This is a genomic window from Natrialba sp. PRR66, assembly GCF_034808065.1.
GTDB classification, from domain to species: Archaea; Halobacteriota; Halobacteria; order Halobacteriales; family Natrialbaceae; genus Natrialba; species Natrialba aegyptia.
Window position 1 is genome coordinate 1 of record NZ_JAXHGN010000002.1, and the last position, 14,325, is coordinate 14,325.

Genomic DNA, 14,325 nt, shown 5'->3' on the forward strand with positions numbered 1-14,325 from the left:
TTGAGCCCGCGAGCACTAATCGGCCAAGCCACACATTCATACTGCATCTGGATCGGACTCGTGAACGGGTCCGGACGCACACTGGACTACACGCACATACTGGTCATCCGACCGATTATGGTTTGACAGCGGTTCGATTCCGTTGATCGGCGTTAGGGCGGCCACAGCGGCGGGGGACCTCCCGTACCCATCCCGAACACGGTTGATAAGCCCGCCTGCGTATCGGCGAGTACTGGAGTGAGAGATCCTCTGGGAAATTCGATTCGCCGCCTCCACTCATATATTCAGACTAACTGCCCCACACAGCAGCGGCTGTGTGGGGCAGTTTGTATTTCTCCAATGCGAAGTACCTTGGATCCCTGCTTATCCCGTACCGCTATACTTAAACGAACGCAGTAATAACACTCACTCGCGCCAAGGTGGCAGAGTCCGGCCGAACGCAGCGGCCTGCAGAGCCGCCCACCGCCGGTTCAAATCCGGCCCTTGGCTTATATTAGATACTTACAACCCAACCGGTTTGTAGGGGCCAACCCCAACACGGTGGGGTCATATTGAACTTTTCCGACTTTTCCAATACAGATACCAATTAATCGCATTCCGCGATAGCAACGCCTAATCGAGGTGTCGCGACATGACCAGTCGTCGCGAGCACTCTGGCGACTCAATCGACGGGAAGCATACATCTCCGGGCGCCCTGAGCTGACGAAGAGACTGGCACTGTCGAACAGTTCATGCATTACTACAACCATCACAGACCGCATCAAACGCTCGACGGAAATATTCCAGCTGAGGAGGTTCTGAACTAGACAGTGCCAGTTATCTCAATTTCTGATAACAATGATACCCCCTAAGAAAACCGTCTGGGTGCCGATCAGTAGTTTTGTGGATGGATCAGGAACGAATGGCCGTCATGGGAACGATGGTGATAATTGTGGTTATGGAGAGCAGGGAACTGCCTCCCAGACATGAATCGACATAATGGAGCTACGTCTCCTGCTACTGCAATAATTCGCCCACCTCGCCGTAAAGAACGGCCGATTTGATAATATCGACTGGAAATAGGATACTAGTTGAACGACTCAAAATCACTGTTCGTCGAGAAGACGAGTTCATCGACTGCCTGCATGAGCGGGGTGTTATGACTGGCGCGGAGTTCATCAGAGAACAGTCGTGCCTGGAGTGCGAGATCGGGACCGTAGTGTTCGACTAGGTCCGCGAAGCCGACCAAGGCGATCGGGATCATGAAGTCAGAATCACGCTTAAGTGACATCACTGGTGTTGGCTGCGATATCGTATACAAAGACCAGTGTTGAGTGAGTGTCTGAAAGGCCTTTCTGGGCTTACGCTCTGGCAACTTCTGGATCTGGATCTGGATCGGTTAGCAGAAAATCTACTTCGATCGAGTCATCCCAAACTCTGGGCTTCCTCGATCGTCCACTTCGGCGAACTCGATTAGGTGCAGATTCTCGAGTTCATATAGGTTCGTGCGACCTGCCGGACACTCCGATCAACGAGACGAGCAGTCTCGCGGATACTCTCCGTTCGTGCTTCGCAATCGTCCTGTGCAGTCCGAGGTTCCTCGTCGGACGATCCGGTGCAAGTCTTTCGGATCGTGATAGACGACCTCGAAATATGAGTCGAGACCGTCACCGCGATCCAGCGCCTCAACATCTCGAGGACATTTTGTTCATCACTACTCTGGAATCGGATATACACTGTTCGCTTCGTGAGGATAAATGGAGATTCCTGCTTCTTTGAGCGCTTTGCCGGCCAAATTAGATGACGTCGCGATGACGAAGCACGTCAGTCACGACACGGCGAGTCCAGATGACTCGGCGATCGAGCGGCACCTCGTAGCGTGTCGATTCGACGGTGAAGCCCGGTTTCTCGAGATCGGCTGCAACCTTACCGGTGAGCGTCGGGATTCCTCCTGCAGAAAAGGGGCCCCGCTGGAAGTCGTATTCGTCTCGGTAGTTATCCGGAATGAAGTTGCGGTTAATATACGTCGCGGCGTAGGAGGCTAACTGCGGTGCGTAGTCGTGCGGCGTCGGATGGATAGCCTGTCCAACGCCGTCAGGGCCCCAATCGGAGCCATAGATACCGAACGAACTGTGGAGATCAAAGAAGACATCAGGGTTGTGTTCTTCTACGACATCCCAAATTTCTCGGGCGAGCGGTCTGGTTGGATCGGATCCGATTGTCCACGCACGGTTGAGATTTCCGTTGTCACCGGTATATGTCCGACTCTGGATTGCAGTCTGGTCGGCCTCAGGGATGACAACGAGTTTTCCGGTATCGAGTTGCCACTGAACGATTTCGTTAGCTGCCATCCAGCCGCTTGGTTCGTCGCCGTGTTGGCCACCGATGACGAACACCGTCGGACCAGATCTATTTTCCTCAGTGACATAGACCGTCGTTTGTTCTGGCGTTCCGTCTCTGATTGTGTACTGCTCGATCTCGTGAGCCGCAGCACTTTCCGATGCAATAGCACTAGCTGAGAGAGCGACAGCACTGGTCTTCATGAGAAACCCTCGTCGAGTCGAGTGCTGGGTATTCGCTCCTGATTGCAGTTGTTCCGTATCTTCCATATTTATGATAGCCTCAAGATACGTTTTAGTACCCCACAGTACGCATCATAATAGTTTCTATCTATGGATATATTATTTAGTAACTATACTAACAACATACGTAATAGCAATAGTGTTTATAGAACAGTATTGGGTCTAAGGAACTGGTTCCAGAAGCGTCCGATTGGTAACGAGAATGTGGATTCCCCTGCCATGTCTTCGACCGGCCAATTTTATGTGAAGATAGTGGCTATGGTTACCGATACTTGCTTAGAAGATGGTGTTTAGAAGCTACACTACACGTCTGCTTATCTTCTGTACACCAAATAGACATCTCTAAGAAACTGTCTAGGGGCCGCTCAGTAGTTTTGTGGATGGATCAGCAGCGAATGGCCACCATGAAAACGTTGGTAGTGATGGTGGTTGTGGAAAGCAGGGAACTGCCTCCCAGACATGAGTCGACATAGTGGAGCGACGTCCCCTGCTACTACAAGAATTCGTGCATCTCACTGTAAAGATAATGGCTGGTTTGATAATATCGACTGGAAAAGAGGCTATAGTTGAGGGATCCAGAGTCAGTATCCAGACAGTAGAAGTTCGTCGATAGCCTGCATGAGCGAGGTGGTATGTTTGGCAAGGAGTTCAAGAGCAGCCGTGCCCTGAGTGCGAGATCAGGATCGTAATGTTCGATCAGGTCTGCGAAGTCGACCAAGGCGATCGCGAGCAGGGCGATCGCCCGCACGTTCTCTGGCCGGCATTCTATTGATTGTACGCGAGAGGGAACCTCCATCAACTATTATATAGTCACTTAGATTGAATATCCTAAAGTTGGAATACGATTGATGTTGATAGATATTGCCATCAGTTATATGGTCCTCTTTGTAGTTGGTTGACGATACATCATGGATCCTGCAAAATCTCACTTACGAGATTTGTTGTTCGGGCAAATGAAAGGGCAAATCCTTGGAACTGGGATAAAACTGGGCGTGTTCGAGGTTGTTGATACAGAACCCAAACCTGTTGAGGAGATTATCACGACACTAGATATCGATCCAAATCACGGATATCGGTTTCTTAGAGCTCTTTCTTACTTGGGTGTAGTAAATGAAGCTGGTGGAACGTTTTCATTGACGTCTTCGGGAGAACTTCTCACTGAGGATCATCCTCACACATTTAAGGATTATTTCCTTCTTGAAGTCAGCCAGGTGAATTATTCGCTTTGGTCACAGCTTCCGTCCTTAATTGAGGACGGAGAGCAGAATACGTATGTTCGTGAATTTGGGGAGCCATTATTCGATTACTTGGATTCAAACCCGGAAGTTGCGTCCTTGTTTAACGATGCAATGGAAAGTTATTCTCGACTTCAAGGAACTGAAATACAAGAATTGCTAAACGATGTCGAAATCACTGAGCAATCTCATATCTGTGACATCGCCGGTGGATACGGCTACTTGCTATGTGATTTTCTTTCTGCACGTCAATCTCTTACTGGTACTGTATTCGAACAACCAGAAATCGTCGAACAAGAGGCACAGCACTTAGCAACAGAGTTTGGAGTGGCGGACCGCTGCTCATATGTTGCAGGGGATATGTTCGAAGCAGTGCCTAGTGCTGATGTCTATTTTCTCAAACACATAATTCACGACTGGAGCGATACTCAAGCCATTCAAATCCTCACAACAATCCGGGAACATGCTCCCGATGATGCGCAATTAGTGCTTCTTGAACACGTGCTCCCCGAATCGAATTCATCACATTTTGGGGCACTTTATGATATTCAGATGATTGTCTGGACGACCGGTCGTGAACGGACGCCTGGTGAGTATGCATCGTTGCTTGAACAGAGTGGTTGGGAACATAATGAAACTACATTCAGCAAAAATAATCTATTGGGTGCTATCAAGGCAACTCCCACCTAAAACGAGAAGTCGAAGAATAACATCTCAGGAATCATTTTTCATTCTTGTCACTGATGCAGATAAGTACGCTATCTCCAGCTGCTAAACGAACTTGCCGACGCTACAGTTTTCTCTCTCTCTGAGGAGTTATAGAAAAGCTATTCAACAGGATATTTGAAACTATTTTTTAGCGTGGTTTCGGTTGCTAAGTTGAGCTGATCGCTCAATTCGTAGCGAACGAAATCGGATATCTGCCAGCATCAACGAAGGGGGCTCTATCTCGTCGATATCGTGTTTCTCGGTGAGTTGGTGCAAGAACACCGTCCTCAGAATGGAGCGCATTCTGGTGAACTGCACGAGAACGTGGTTCCGCTGATTTAGCTAGGATCAGGATGGGGTGATTATTCTGACAACGCGAACATACCGTAGAGTTGTGTGCCGGCGAGGAGAACAACGGCGAGGCCACCACCGACGTTGATGACGGTGACAAGCGTTCGTGTGTTCTCGAGCACGAACGGAGAGACGATGACCCAGAGGCCGAGGAGAGCGAGGAGGAGTGTGAGAGCGATATTTGGTGACTGATAGGTGTCTGATAGCAGTGCGTTGACGGAACCGAGGGTTGCAATAACTGCCCCGAGAAGGACGTTGTGGAGGTTGAGGAGTCCGGTAATGGTGACGACGATGGACGAGGCCAGAAGGAGGAGGCCGACAACTGCGGTTGCACCGGCCGTTCGGACGACGATCGGGGCAACTGATTTTGCAGTTGGTGATGTGGGTGTCGCGGATTCCGAACTGCCCATAGATGCCATTCGTGAGCGATCCATATAGAGCCACTGCAGGGATTGTACAACAGATTAGTTAGCAACACTCTCTTGGCGAGTAGATTTGTTGGTGATCGAACGAGACAGGGTACTATTGTAACCGACGCGAGGATGTTCTGCTCCCTGCATTACTGCGATCGGACTGCATCGAAAACTGCGCTGGTTTCGATGTTCACGCTCGCAGCTGTGAGTAGGGTAAGAAGCGGGCCGGGCGCGATTTGAACACGCGACCGTCTGGTTAAAAGCCAGACGCTCTGCCAGACTGAGCTACCGGCCCCGTGGTTTCACTATCGGCGAGTGGTGGTTAAACGTTTCTTTCTTCGCTGCCGACTGGCCGGTGGTAATGGCCTATACTTTGTCATATAGTCCCTGCAGAACTGTGTCCTGCGTTGTCAGCGGTCGATTCGCCATCTGCTAGTTCATTCGAAGTACTGTTCGAGTGCATCGGTGACGAGTTCACCTGGGGTAGTATCGTCGAGGGAGGCGCGGCGGCGAAGATCGCGATAGGTGTCGGGAGAGAGCGAGAGTTCGAGTTGGCCGAGGTGGACGCCATGGTTGGTCAGGGCTTGATTCGCGGGGGTGCCGTCGTTGATCGTGCTGGCGACGGTGCGGATGTCGCGGACGGTGAGGTCGCCGTCGATTGCGGCCCAGGCGAGGAGGAGGCGGGCTTCGCCGCCGACGCGGGCGATGTGTTTGGCGGCGGTGGGAGCGATTTGGCCGAGGGCGACTTGTTTGCGGACGGATCGGGGGAGGTCGTGGACGCGGGCCCATTTGCGGATGAACGAGACGGTCACGTCGGGGCCGGCGCGTTCGGCGGCGGCTTTGTAGGAGCCCTCGCCGCGGACGAGTGCGGCACACGCGGCGGCACCGCGGAGCATGTAGAGGTGGTCGTCTTCGGTGGTGCCGGTTGCGAACTGCGAGACGGTGTCGGCGGCGGCGTCAAGGCTGTCGGGATCGGTTGGATCGAACTGGACGGCTTTGCGGGCGCGTGTTCCGGTGACGGATTCGTCGCCACGGATGACGGGTGCGCCGACGGGTGATTCGCGGTCGGTTGGAATTGGCCGTCCATCGGGACCGCGATTGCGCCCGCGTGAATTTTCTTCGGGCCGGTTGTCGGTCATGGGTCTGCACTGGTCTATGGAACAGAGGGGGAAAAGTGTCGCTCCCTGTGAAGCGGTGGGAGAGTACTAGAGTGGCGAGTATGTGTATGTGTCTATGTCTATTATCTATTGTTTGTTGTCCGTTGTCCGTTGTCTATCGTCTGTTCTCTGTTGTGCGAGTACCAACTGTGGGTAGGGAAACGGGGGAGTATATTATCATGGGTGTTGTCATCCAATAACAATAGGTGGCGTTTCACAGCAGGTAGAGAAGACAGATCGAGGCTTTCAGGGTCGTGGCGCAGGGACGAGTTCAGGGCAGGGGTTTCGTCACTCCTCGTCGTCGCGCTGCTCGGCGAGGTGTTCCCAGATTTCGGTACAGCCAGCGCCTTCTTCGATGTCGTCGAGGTGGGCGTCATCGCGTTCTCGGTCCTGGTCTGGTGTGTCCGAGTTCGGATTGTGGCTGGGTCGTTGGCTTTGTTCAGCCGTGTCAGTCATGACTGCCCATTTGGTTGGAAAGCGCATAAGTGACGCCTCGTGTGCAATGGATACCTGTACTCGGTTATAGCGGAGATGGTTGCCGTCATCTCGGTTCGGGCGAGTGGCGTGGAGGTCGTCGTCGTCGGTCGGTTCGGTCGATCTAGCGTGTCATCGGCGAGGCAAAACGTTGCAGCCATCGACGGACAGAGGTGGGTCCAGCACAGAGTGTCCATAGATACCGATGGCGATTGCACTGCGGACGCTCGACGATGGGGCCTGGATCAGCGTCAACGACTCCCGTGAGGTCGGTGTGAGTGATATCTGGGCCCTTCCGACGCGCGAGTTCTGTTCGTGTGAGACACCCCACGTTCTTCTCGAGGCATTTTCTGCCGTTCACGTTTCGGATCATCGAGTACTCGCGGATGCGGTGGGGATGTGTATCGAGTGTGGAACGCGGGACAGTATCGATTCGTTGCCGGTTGGTCGAATCGTTGACGGCGAGTTCAAGCCGTACGAGCCGGCTGGTGTCCACTCGACGATTACGGGGGCTGTAGACGGGGCAGCTTGTTCGAGTTTCGAGTCAGTGGAGTAATTCAGCTCCGAGGTCGGCTGTCGTGGCTGGACGGCGAATCCCCCAGTTGTTGTGGTCGGGGCGGACCGGATCGCGTCAGTATGTGGTGGCAAAAAACTCCGCAACCGGCTAGAGGCGGCCGGGTCTGACGCGACACACGGGCGTATAAGACTCGTGGTCTATATACTGAGCAAATGCCTACTGATGTCGAAGAGTGGAAGGACGAGGTCTACGGCACAGACATTCGAGACCACATCGAGCGATTCGCCGAGGAAGGCTGGGAGTCTATTCCGGAAGACGAGCGCGACGCCTGGTTCGAGCGCTTCAAGTGGTACGGACTGTACCACCAGCGCGCCGGTCAGGAGTCGTACTTCATGATGCGGATCGGGCCGCCAAGCGGCGTGCTCGAGCCGGGTCAGTTCCGCCGGATCGTCGAGATTGCGGACGAGTACGCCCGCGGTCCGGTCGCGAATCCCGAGTTCGGTAACGGCTGGCTCGACGTGACGACGCGACAGGCAATCCAGCTGCACTGGATTCGAATCGAGGACGTTCCCGAAATCTTCGACGAACTCGAGGACGCCGGACTGTCGACGGTGCAGGCTTGCGGTGACTCCTGGCGGAACATCGTCGGCTGTCCGGTCGCCGGAAAGGACAAACACGAGCACGTCGATGCTAACGAGCTGGCATACGAACTCCACGATACGTTCAAGCAGAACGAAGCACACTCGAACCTGCCCCGCAAGTGGAAGGTTTCCGTGACCGGCTGTGACGAGGGTTGTGGGCAGGGCGACATCAACGACCTGGCGTTCGAGCCCGCCGAGAAGGAGATAGACGGCGAGACGGTGACGGGCTACAACGTCCGCGTCGGTGGCGGACTGGCACGTAACGAACCTCGCTTTGCGAAGAATATCGACGTTTTCGCAACGCCGGAGCAGGCGGTCGAGGTCGCGGGTGGCCTCTCCAAGCTCTTCCGGGATCACGGCGACCGCGATAACCGCTACAACGCTCGCATCAAGTTCCTCGTCGACGAGTGGGGTCCCGAGAAGGTTCGGGAGACGCTCCAGGACGAGTACATCGATTTCGAACTCGAGACGGCGGGCGAGGACCTTCGGCACTCCTACAGCTACAACGCCGGCGACGCGGACGGCAAGCACGACCACGTCGGCGTCCACGAACAGGTCGACGGCAACAACTACATCGGCCTGAACGTCCTCGTCGGCCGACTCGGAATCGACGACGCCTACGAAATCGCCGACGCCGCCGAGGAGCACGCGTCCGGCGAGGTCCGACTCACGCAGCGCCAGAACATCATCCTGACGGACGTGCCGGACGAGGAGGTCGACGCCTTGCTCGATAACGAGGTCTTCGACGAGTACAGCCCCGATCCGCACCCGTTCCGGCGGGGCTCGATCGCCTGTACCGGCACCGAGTTCTGTTCGCTTTCGATCGTCGAGACGAAGAACCGGCAGGTTCGGTTCTCGCGCTGGCTGGTCGAGAACGTCGACCTGCCGGCGGGCGTCGAGGACTTCCACGTCCACCTCTCGGGCTGTACCGCCTCCTGCGCCCAGCCCCAGATCGCCGATGTCTCCCTGCGCGGGATGAAGACCCGCAAGGACGGCGAACCCGTCGAGGCGCTCGACATCGGCCTCGGCGGCGGCCTCGGCGAGAACCCGCAGTTCGCCTCCTGGGTCGCAGACCGCGTCCCGGCCGACGAAGTGCCGGGTGCGATCGAAAACCTGCTCGAGAACTTCGCCGACCGCCGAACGGACGGCGAGAGCTTCCGCGAGTTCGTCGCCGACCGCGACGACGAGGAGTTAGCCGAACTCGTCGAACCCGAGGAGACGAGCTACGAGGATCCGTACATGCACAACACCAAGCAGACCTGGTATCCGTACGCGGAAGATGACGGGCTGGATGAAGGCCCTGCACCCGCACGGGCGGACGGGACGCCGATTCCGTCGGACGACTAATCCGCTAACCCCCGTCTTCGATATCAGTAGCCGCGGCGGGTAGCCACGACCCGCCGGTCGCCACTTTTCGTTCTCGGCGTCGAACGACTGTTCGTCCCTGGTAGGCCTGGACCGGTTCCGAGTTCGCGCTGTGCCGTCGTTCGCGATCGCGGTAAACACCGCGCGGCTCGCGCCCGTTGCGTCGCTGTTCTCATCCGCTCGCGTCGCGAGCCGCTCGCTGAACGCTCTGCTCGAACGTGAGGCCTGTCTCGTCAGCGTCGGTTCGTGGAACTCGGACGCTTCGTGGATGAAATACCACGAGACCCGGTCTGCTCGCCGGCGGGTCGAGCCGTGTCCGTCTCCACCGTCGCCTCGATCCCAGCGCGGCTGGGTCAGTCGCATTGACCGGCGTGATAATCCCAGTCGCTCGATGCGGTCGGTGTCCGTGGCCGTGGCCGTATCGACCACACAGACAGGTCACCCGTTGGAAGTCCCTAAGTAGCCCTACCCCCGCGTCTACTGAATTTACCGTGGTGCTCTTTTACCGGCGTTGGAAGCCCCTAAGTAGCCATACCCCGAGACCCTAGCCATGTCCGACCGACTGATGCGAGTCAACGCGTACACGACGCTCGACTACGTCGAAGCTACGGCGACGGGCCACGAGTTCGAGTTCGATTCCGTCGCCGTCGCCAACGCCACGACGGACCGCGAGGAGCCGGACTGCGTGCGCTTCCAGGTCGAACTCGACAACGCGACCGACCAACATTTCCCCAAGCACATGACCGAACTCGAGTTGACGCCGGACCAGGCCCGCGAACTCGCGAGCGAACTCGAGAAGTACGCGGATCGGGTCGAGGACGCCGCGGAGTAGCCGCTTATCGGGCTCGGACCGCCTGCGACGGCAGGCGTCTCGCTTTTTCGCTCGCCCGGCAAAACATCGCGTGATCGTCCCATGAGCGTCGACACTATCCAAGACCTGTTCGAGCACGGCCTCGAAGACATCTATCACGCGGAACACCAACTCCTCGACGCGCTCGATGAACTCGAGTCGAACACCGAGCGCGAGGAGATTGCGGAGGCGTTTGCGGAACACCGCGAGGAGACCCAGGGGCATATCGACCGTCTCGAAGCGGTCTTCGACATGTTCGGCGAACCGCCGGAGAAAGAAGAGTGTGAGGGTATCGAGGGGTTGATCGAGGAGTACGAAGAGTTCACGTCGATGGAGCCGTCCCAGGAGGTACTGGATTATCACAACATGGCGGCGGCGGAGAAGACGGAGCACTACGAGATTGCGGCCTACGGCAATTTGATCCCGCTTGCGGATCAGATTGGAATGGACGAGGCAGCGGATCTTCTCGAGGAGAACCTTCGAGAGGAACAGGGTGCACTCGACGAACTGAAGGAGTTGACCGAGACGTACGAGATGGACGCCATTCCGGCGGAGTAAGCACCGCTATCAGCGACTCCCACTGTCTTTTCTCGGCGACTGTCTCGTAAACGCATGAGATACTTATACGATGGTCCAGTCCGTTGACACAGATAGTGGTAGATAATGTCAGACACATCCCCGAAAACGGCTCGTGACGAGTGGGGAACCCGATTCGGGTTCCTCATGGCGATGATCGGTGGCATGGTTGGTGCAGGAAACATTTGGCGGTTTCCCTACGTGATGGGGGATAACGGAGGTGGTGCGTTTGTACTGGCGTTTCTCACCCTCCTGTTTTTACTCGCGGTTCCCGGGTTGATGGCGGAGGTTGCGCTCGGGCGATACACGAACAAGGGCGTCATCGGCGCATTTCGGGATGTCGTCGGTCGAGGTGGAATGGTCGGGTTCGGCGTCGTCGTCTTGCTCGTCAACATCGCCCTGATGTCGTACTACTCGCCGTTGATCGGCTGGACGCTGTACTACGCGGTTCATTCCCTGTTGTTTACCTTCACGGCACCCGGGTTCGAGGCGCAGGCGTTCATGGACAGTTTCTTCGCGAACCCGGCGCTGATGATCGCCCTTCACACGGTCGTGATGGGCTCGATCGCAGCCATTCTCGCGCTCGGTATCCGACGCGGCGTCGAGCGGATCGTCGTCTACGCGGTGCCGGCGCTCGTGATCTCGCTCGTCATTATGGCGATCCGCGGGCTCACACTGCCGGGGGCCAGCGAGGGGATCGCATTCACGTTCGGCGTGCAGTGGGAGTACCTGATCGCGAGTGAGACCTGGATCGCCGCGCTCGGACAGGCGCTGTTCTCGACCGGACTCGGGTGGGGGATCGCCCTGACCGTCGGCAGTTATCTCCGGGAGTACGACGATGTTCCGCTGGGTGGCGGGGTCTTTACGGCGATCGGCGAATCGAGCATCGCCATCCTCGCGACGCTTGCCATCTTCCCCGTCGTCTTCGCCGTCGGCGTCGAACCCGACGCCGGAACCGGTCTCGCGTTCGTCTCCCTGGTGCAGGTCTTCCCGGAGATTCCGCTCGGCGGACTGGTCGCGATCCTCTTTTTCGCCGGGTTCTTCCTCGCGACGTTTACCTCCGGCCTGCTCATCACCGAAGTAAGCGTGACGACCGTCAGCGAGGAAACACGACTCAGCCGGACGCAAACCGTCCTCGCCGTCTGTGGCGGTATCTGGCTCCTCGGGCTCCCGAGCGCCTACTCCACCGAAGTCCTCGACTTCCTCGATTTCGTCTTCGGGAACTGGGGGCTCCCCCTTGCAACCCTTGCCATCATCGGCATCATCGGCTGGGTTCTCGGCCCCGAACGACTGCGCGTACTCACGGTCAACCGAAACGCCGGTATCCACATCGGCACGTGGTGGAATCCCGTCATCAAGTACGTCATCCCCGCCGTCATGCTGTTCATCATGGCGTACTTCGCCTGGGAGAACTTCCGCGAACCCGAGATGATCGCCGGGATGCTCGTCCTCGTGCTCTTCCCACTCATCGGCTACGCGATCATGTCCCTCGTCGAGGGCCGCCGCGATACGACTGATACGGCCGGCGTCACCGGAGGTGACGACTAATGGCGCTCTCCGCAGAGGTTCTCGGCATGCTCGCGTTCACGCTACTCGCGTTCTGGGGCGTCTCCCTCTGGGCGCTTACCCGTACGCTCCGCCAAGAAAGCCGCAAAGTCGACATCCTCGAACAGCAGGATCGGATGGACACCTACTCGCCGGAAGCGCTCGCCGAACTCCGCGAGTGGATCGAGGACCACCCCAACGACCCGCTCGCCGACCGGGCCCGCGCCCAGTATAACGAATGCGTCGATGTCGTCACCCAAACCGATCGACACTTCTACGACTGGTCGGACGCTGACATCAACCGGCTCGAACGTCTCTGAACGCTCGATCGAACCATCCGTTTTTACCACCTGGCATCGTACGTTGCCCCGTGACAGTACGGGCCCCAGAGGGTGACGATCACAGCGACCGAAACGACGGTGAACTCGCGATCCGTCCCGCCGAACGGGCGGACCTCCTGGCCGTCGTCCGCATCGAAAACGAGTCGTTCCCCCAACCCTGGCCGTACGAGGCCTTCGACCGCTTTCTCGGCGACCCCGGCTTTCTCGTCGCCGTCACGAACGGCGATGTCGCGGGCTACGTCGTCGCCGACGTGTCACCCTCGTTCGGCCGCCAGCTCGGCCACGTCAAGGACATCGCCGTCCATCCGGACCGCCGCGAAATGGGCGTCGGTTCCGCACTTCTCTCGCGATCTGTTGCCGTCCTCACAGCTCACGGCGCAGACTCGATCAAACTCGAAGTACGACGCTCGAACGACCGCGCGAAACGACTCTACCGCCAGTTCGGGTTCGAACCGATCCGGCGGATTCCCGGCTACTACGGCAACGACGAGGACGCGATCGTGATGGTCCGACAGCTCGAGTGATAAGCGGCTCTCACGGACCGCCGTCTTATCCCGACGGCACCGATGCCAGCGAGGGAAAGGACGAGGACGTTTTACCGCCCGCGTGCGTACGACGCCTATGGGATACGCCTGCCCGGTCTGTGACGCCGAACAGGCCGACGCGGAGCACCTCGCGAACCACCTCGCGATCACCGCATCGCTCGACCGTCCGGATCACAAGGCATGGCTCGAGGAACACGCCCCGGACTGGGCCGATCGCTCTCCGTCGGAGTTAGGGGAAATCGTCCGCGAGCACGCACCCGAGATCGACACCCCCGAGTTCGAGAGCGCAGGAACGGGTGGTCACGACGACCACGATCACGGCCACGTCCACGACCATACACCCGGCCGTCCGACCGGAATCGAATCCGACCTCGCCGGACAGCGCCGTCAGCCAACCCGTGGCTCGATGACGGCCGAGGCCGAACGTGCGCTGCAGGAAGCACAGGAAATGACCCAGCAAATGCTCGCCGATGCGACCGACGACGCGGACGCAGCGGACCCGGACGACGAAGCGACCGACGACTAACGGCTCCCGCGAACACGCAATTGGTAACTGGCCGCCCCGCGCATACCGAGACATGCACACTGTTGGGACGGTTACGCCGGCGTCGATCGAGGAGGCACGCGAACGCTACGACGAACTCGGCCCAGCGGCGCAGACGGTCGTCCGCGAGGTCGCAAAGGCCATGTCGTTCGATCGCGAGGAGTACGACGAGCGCGTCACCAGCGCCGTCGTCGAAACCGCCCGCGACGCCCTGTTTGCAAGTCTCCTCGAAATCTCGGTCGGCACCAGCGACGAGTTCAGCGAGTGGCGCGACGGCTACGACGGCGAGGTGACGGTGGTCGGGAACGAGAACGTCGAGAACGTCGTCTGGCACGCCGGGCCGGCCGACGAGGCGGTCGCCGCGACCTTCCAGAACGAGGAGGAGGCGGCCGTCGGAACGGTGCGCCGACAGGCGTTCGGGCGGTTGTATCGCGACTACTTCGAGGCCGCCGACTATAGTAACAACTGAAACGGTTTACACGCTGATCGCACGGCCATCAGG

Annotated in this window: 15 protein-coding genes, 2 tRNA genes, 1 rRNA gene and 1 pseudogene; 13 read left to right on the plus strand and 6 right to left on the minus strand. The window is 57.7% G+C overall.

Features of this window, described 5'->3' with window-relative positions; genetic code table 11:
- Positions 1-153: 153 nt before the first annotated feature.
- The 3 genes and pseudogenes from rrf to SM755_RS06050 all read left to right on the plus strand — a co-directional run.
- Positions 154-275, plus strand: a 5S ribosomal RNA gene (gene rrf / locus SM755_RS06040).
- Between the two features lie 138 nt (positions 276-413).
- Positions 414-489, plus strand: a tRNA-Cys gene (locus SM755_RS06045).
- A 199-nt stretch (positions 490-688) separates the two neighbouring features.
- Positions 689-806: pseudogene (locus tag SM755_RS06050) on the plus strand (IS6 family transposase); the annotation flags it as partial.
- Positions 807-1,066: 260 nt separating this feature from the next.
- Here SM755_RS06050 and SM755_RS06055 read toward each other — a convergent pair.
- Together SM755_RS06055 and SM755_RS06060 are read right to left on the minus strand one after the other, a co-directional pair.
- Positions 1,067-1,270, minus strand: a complete 204-nt coding sequence (locus tag SM755_RS06055; RefSeq protein ID WP_323171890.1) for a hypothetical protein — start codon at positions 1,268-1,270, stop codon at positions 1,067-1,069.
- Positions 1,271-1,775: 505 nt separating this feature from the next.
- Positions 1,776-2,522 (minus strand): M99 family carboxypeptidase catalytic domain-containing protein, encoded by a 747-nt coding sequence (locus SM755_RS06060; protein WP_323171891.1) that lies wholly within the window; start codon positions 2,520-2,522, stop codon positions 1,776-1,778.
- A 947-nt stretch (positions 2,523-3,469) separates the two neighbouring features.
- Here SM755_RS06060 and SM755_RS06065 point away from each other — a divergent pair.
- Positions 3,470-4,486, plus strand: coding sequence for a methyltransferase (locus tag SM755_RS06065; RefSeq protein WP_323171892.1), 1,017 nt, complete (start codon positions 3,470-3,472; stop codon positions 4,484-4,486).
- Between the two features lie 380 nt (positions 4,487-4,866).
- Here the strand turns inward: SM755_RS06065 and SM755_RS06070 are convergent, their stop codons facing one another.
- The 4 genes from SM755_RS06070 to SM755_RS06085 all read right to left on the minus strand — a co-directional run bounded on the left by SM755_RS06070 (position 4,867) and on the right by SM755_RS06085 (position 6,881).
- Positions 4,867-5,289: a hypothetical protein gene (locus tag SM755_RS06070; RefSeq protein WP_323171893.1), complete on the minus strand. Its 423-nt coding sequence runs from the start codon at positions 5,287-5,289 to the stop codon at positions 4,867-4,869.
- Between the two features lie 200 nt (positions 5,290-5,489).
- Positions 5,490-5,563, minus strand: a tRNA-Lys gene (locus SM755_RS06075).
- 142 nt (positions 5,564-5,705) lie between these two features.
- Entirely contained in the window at positions 5,706-6,407 is a 702-nt protein-coding gene (locus tag SM755_RS06080) for a hypothetical protein (RefSeq protein ID WP_323171894.1), read from the minus strand.
- A 306-nt stretch (positions 6,408-6,713) separates the two neighbouring features.
- Positions 6,714-6,881 carry a hypothetical protein gene (locus SM755_RS06085; protein ID WP_006663584.1) on the minus strand — a complete coding sequence of 56 codons (168 nt, stop codon included), beginning with the start codon at positions 6,879-6,881 and terminating at the stop codon, positions 6,714-6,716.
- Positions 6,882-7,104: 223 nt separating this feature from the next.
- Here SM755_RS06085 and SM755_RS06090 point away from each other — a divergent pair, with 223 nt between their 5' ends.
- The 9 genes from SM755_RS06090 (at position 7,105) to SM755_RS06130 (ending at position 14,292) form a co-directional block, all read left to right on the plus strand.
- Positions 7,105-7,455 carry a hypothetical protein gene (locus SM755_RS06090; RefSeq protein ID WP_323171895.1) on the plus strand — a complete coding sequence of 117 codons (351 nt, stop codon included), beginning with the start codon at positions 7,105-7,107 and terminating at the stop codon, positions 7,453-7,455.
- Positions 7,456-7,628: 173 nt separating this feature from the next.
- Complete coding sequence (locus SM755_RS06095) at positions 7,629-9,404, plus strand: ferredoxin--nitrite reductase (RefSeq protein WP_323171896.1); 1,776 nt, start codon at positions 7,629-7,631, stop codon at positions 9,402-9,404.
- A gap of 568 nt (positions 9,405-9,972) precedes the next feature.
- Positions 9,973-10,254 carry a DUF6360 family protein gene (locus SM755_RS06100; protein ID WP_323171897.1) on the plus strand — a complete coding sequence of 94 codons (282 nt, stop codon included), beginning with the start codon at positions 9,973-9,975 and terminating at the stop codon, positions 10,252-10,254.
- A gap of 81 nt (positions 10,255-10,335) precedes the next feature.
- A complete protein-coding gene (locus SM755_RS06105) occupies positions 10,336-10,830 on the plus strand; it encodes a ferritin-like domain-containing protein (RefSeq protein WP_323171898.1) in 495 nt (164 codons plus the stop codon).
- Positions 10,831-10,935: 105 nt separating this feature from the next.
- Positions 10,936-12,396: a sodium-dependent transporter gene (locus tag SM755_RS06110; protein ID WP_323171899.1), complete on the plus strand. Its 1,461-nt coding sequence runs from the start codon at positions 10,936-10,938 to the stop codon at positions 12,394-12,396.
- Positions 12,396-12,713: a hypothetical protein gene (locus SM755_RS06115; RefSeq protein WP_006663590.1), complete on the plus strand. Its 318-nt coding sequence runs from the start codon at positions 12,396-12,398 to the stop codon at positions 12,711-12,713. Before SM755_RS06110 ends, SM755_RS06115 begins: the two co-directional genes overlap by 1 nt.
- A 50-nt stretch (positions 12,714-12,763) precedes the next feature.
- Positions 12,764-13,258 (plus strand): ribosomal protein S18-alanine N-acetyltransferase, encoded by a 495-nt coding sequence (rimI, locus tag SM755_RS06120; RefSeq protein ID WP_323171900.1) that lies wholly within the window; start codon positions 12,764-12,766, stop codon positions 13,256-13,258.
- A 97-nt stretch (positions 13,259-13,355) separates the two neighbouring features.
- On the plus strand, positions 13,356-13,805 hold the full coding sequence (locus SM755_RS06125) for a DUF5810 domain-containing protein (protein ID WP_323171901.1): 450 nt from the start codon (positions 13,356-13,358) through the stop codon (positions 13,803-13,805).
- 52 nt (positions 13,806-13,857) lie between these two features.
- Positions 13,858-14,292: a DUF5809 family protein gene (locus SM755_RS06130; protein ID WP_006663593.1), complete on the plus strand. Its 435-nt coding sequence runs from the start codon at positions 13,858-13,860 to the stop codon at positions 14,290-14,292.
- The last annotated feature ends 33 nt before the right edge of the window (positions 14,293-14,325 follow it).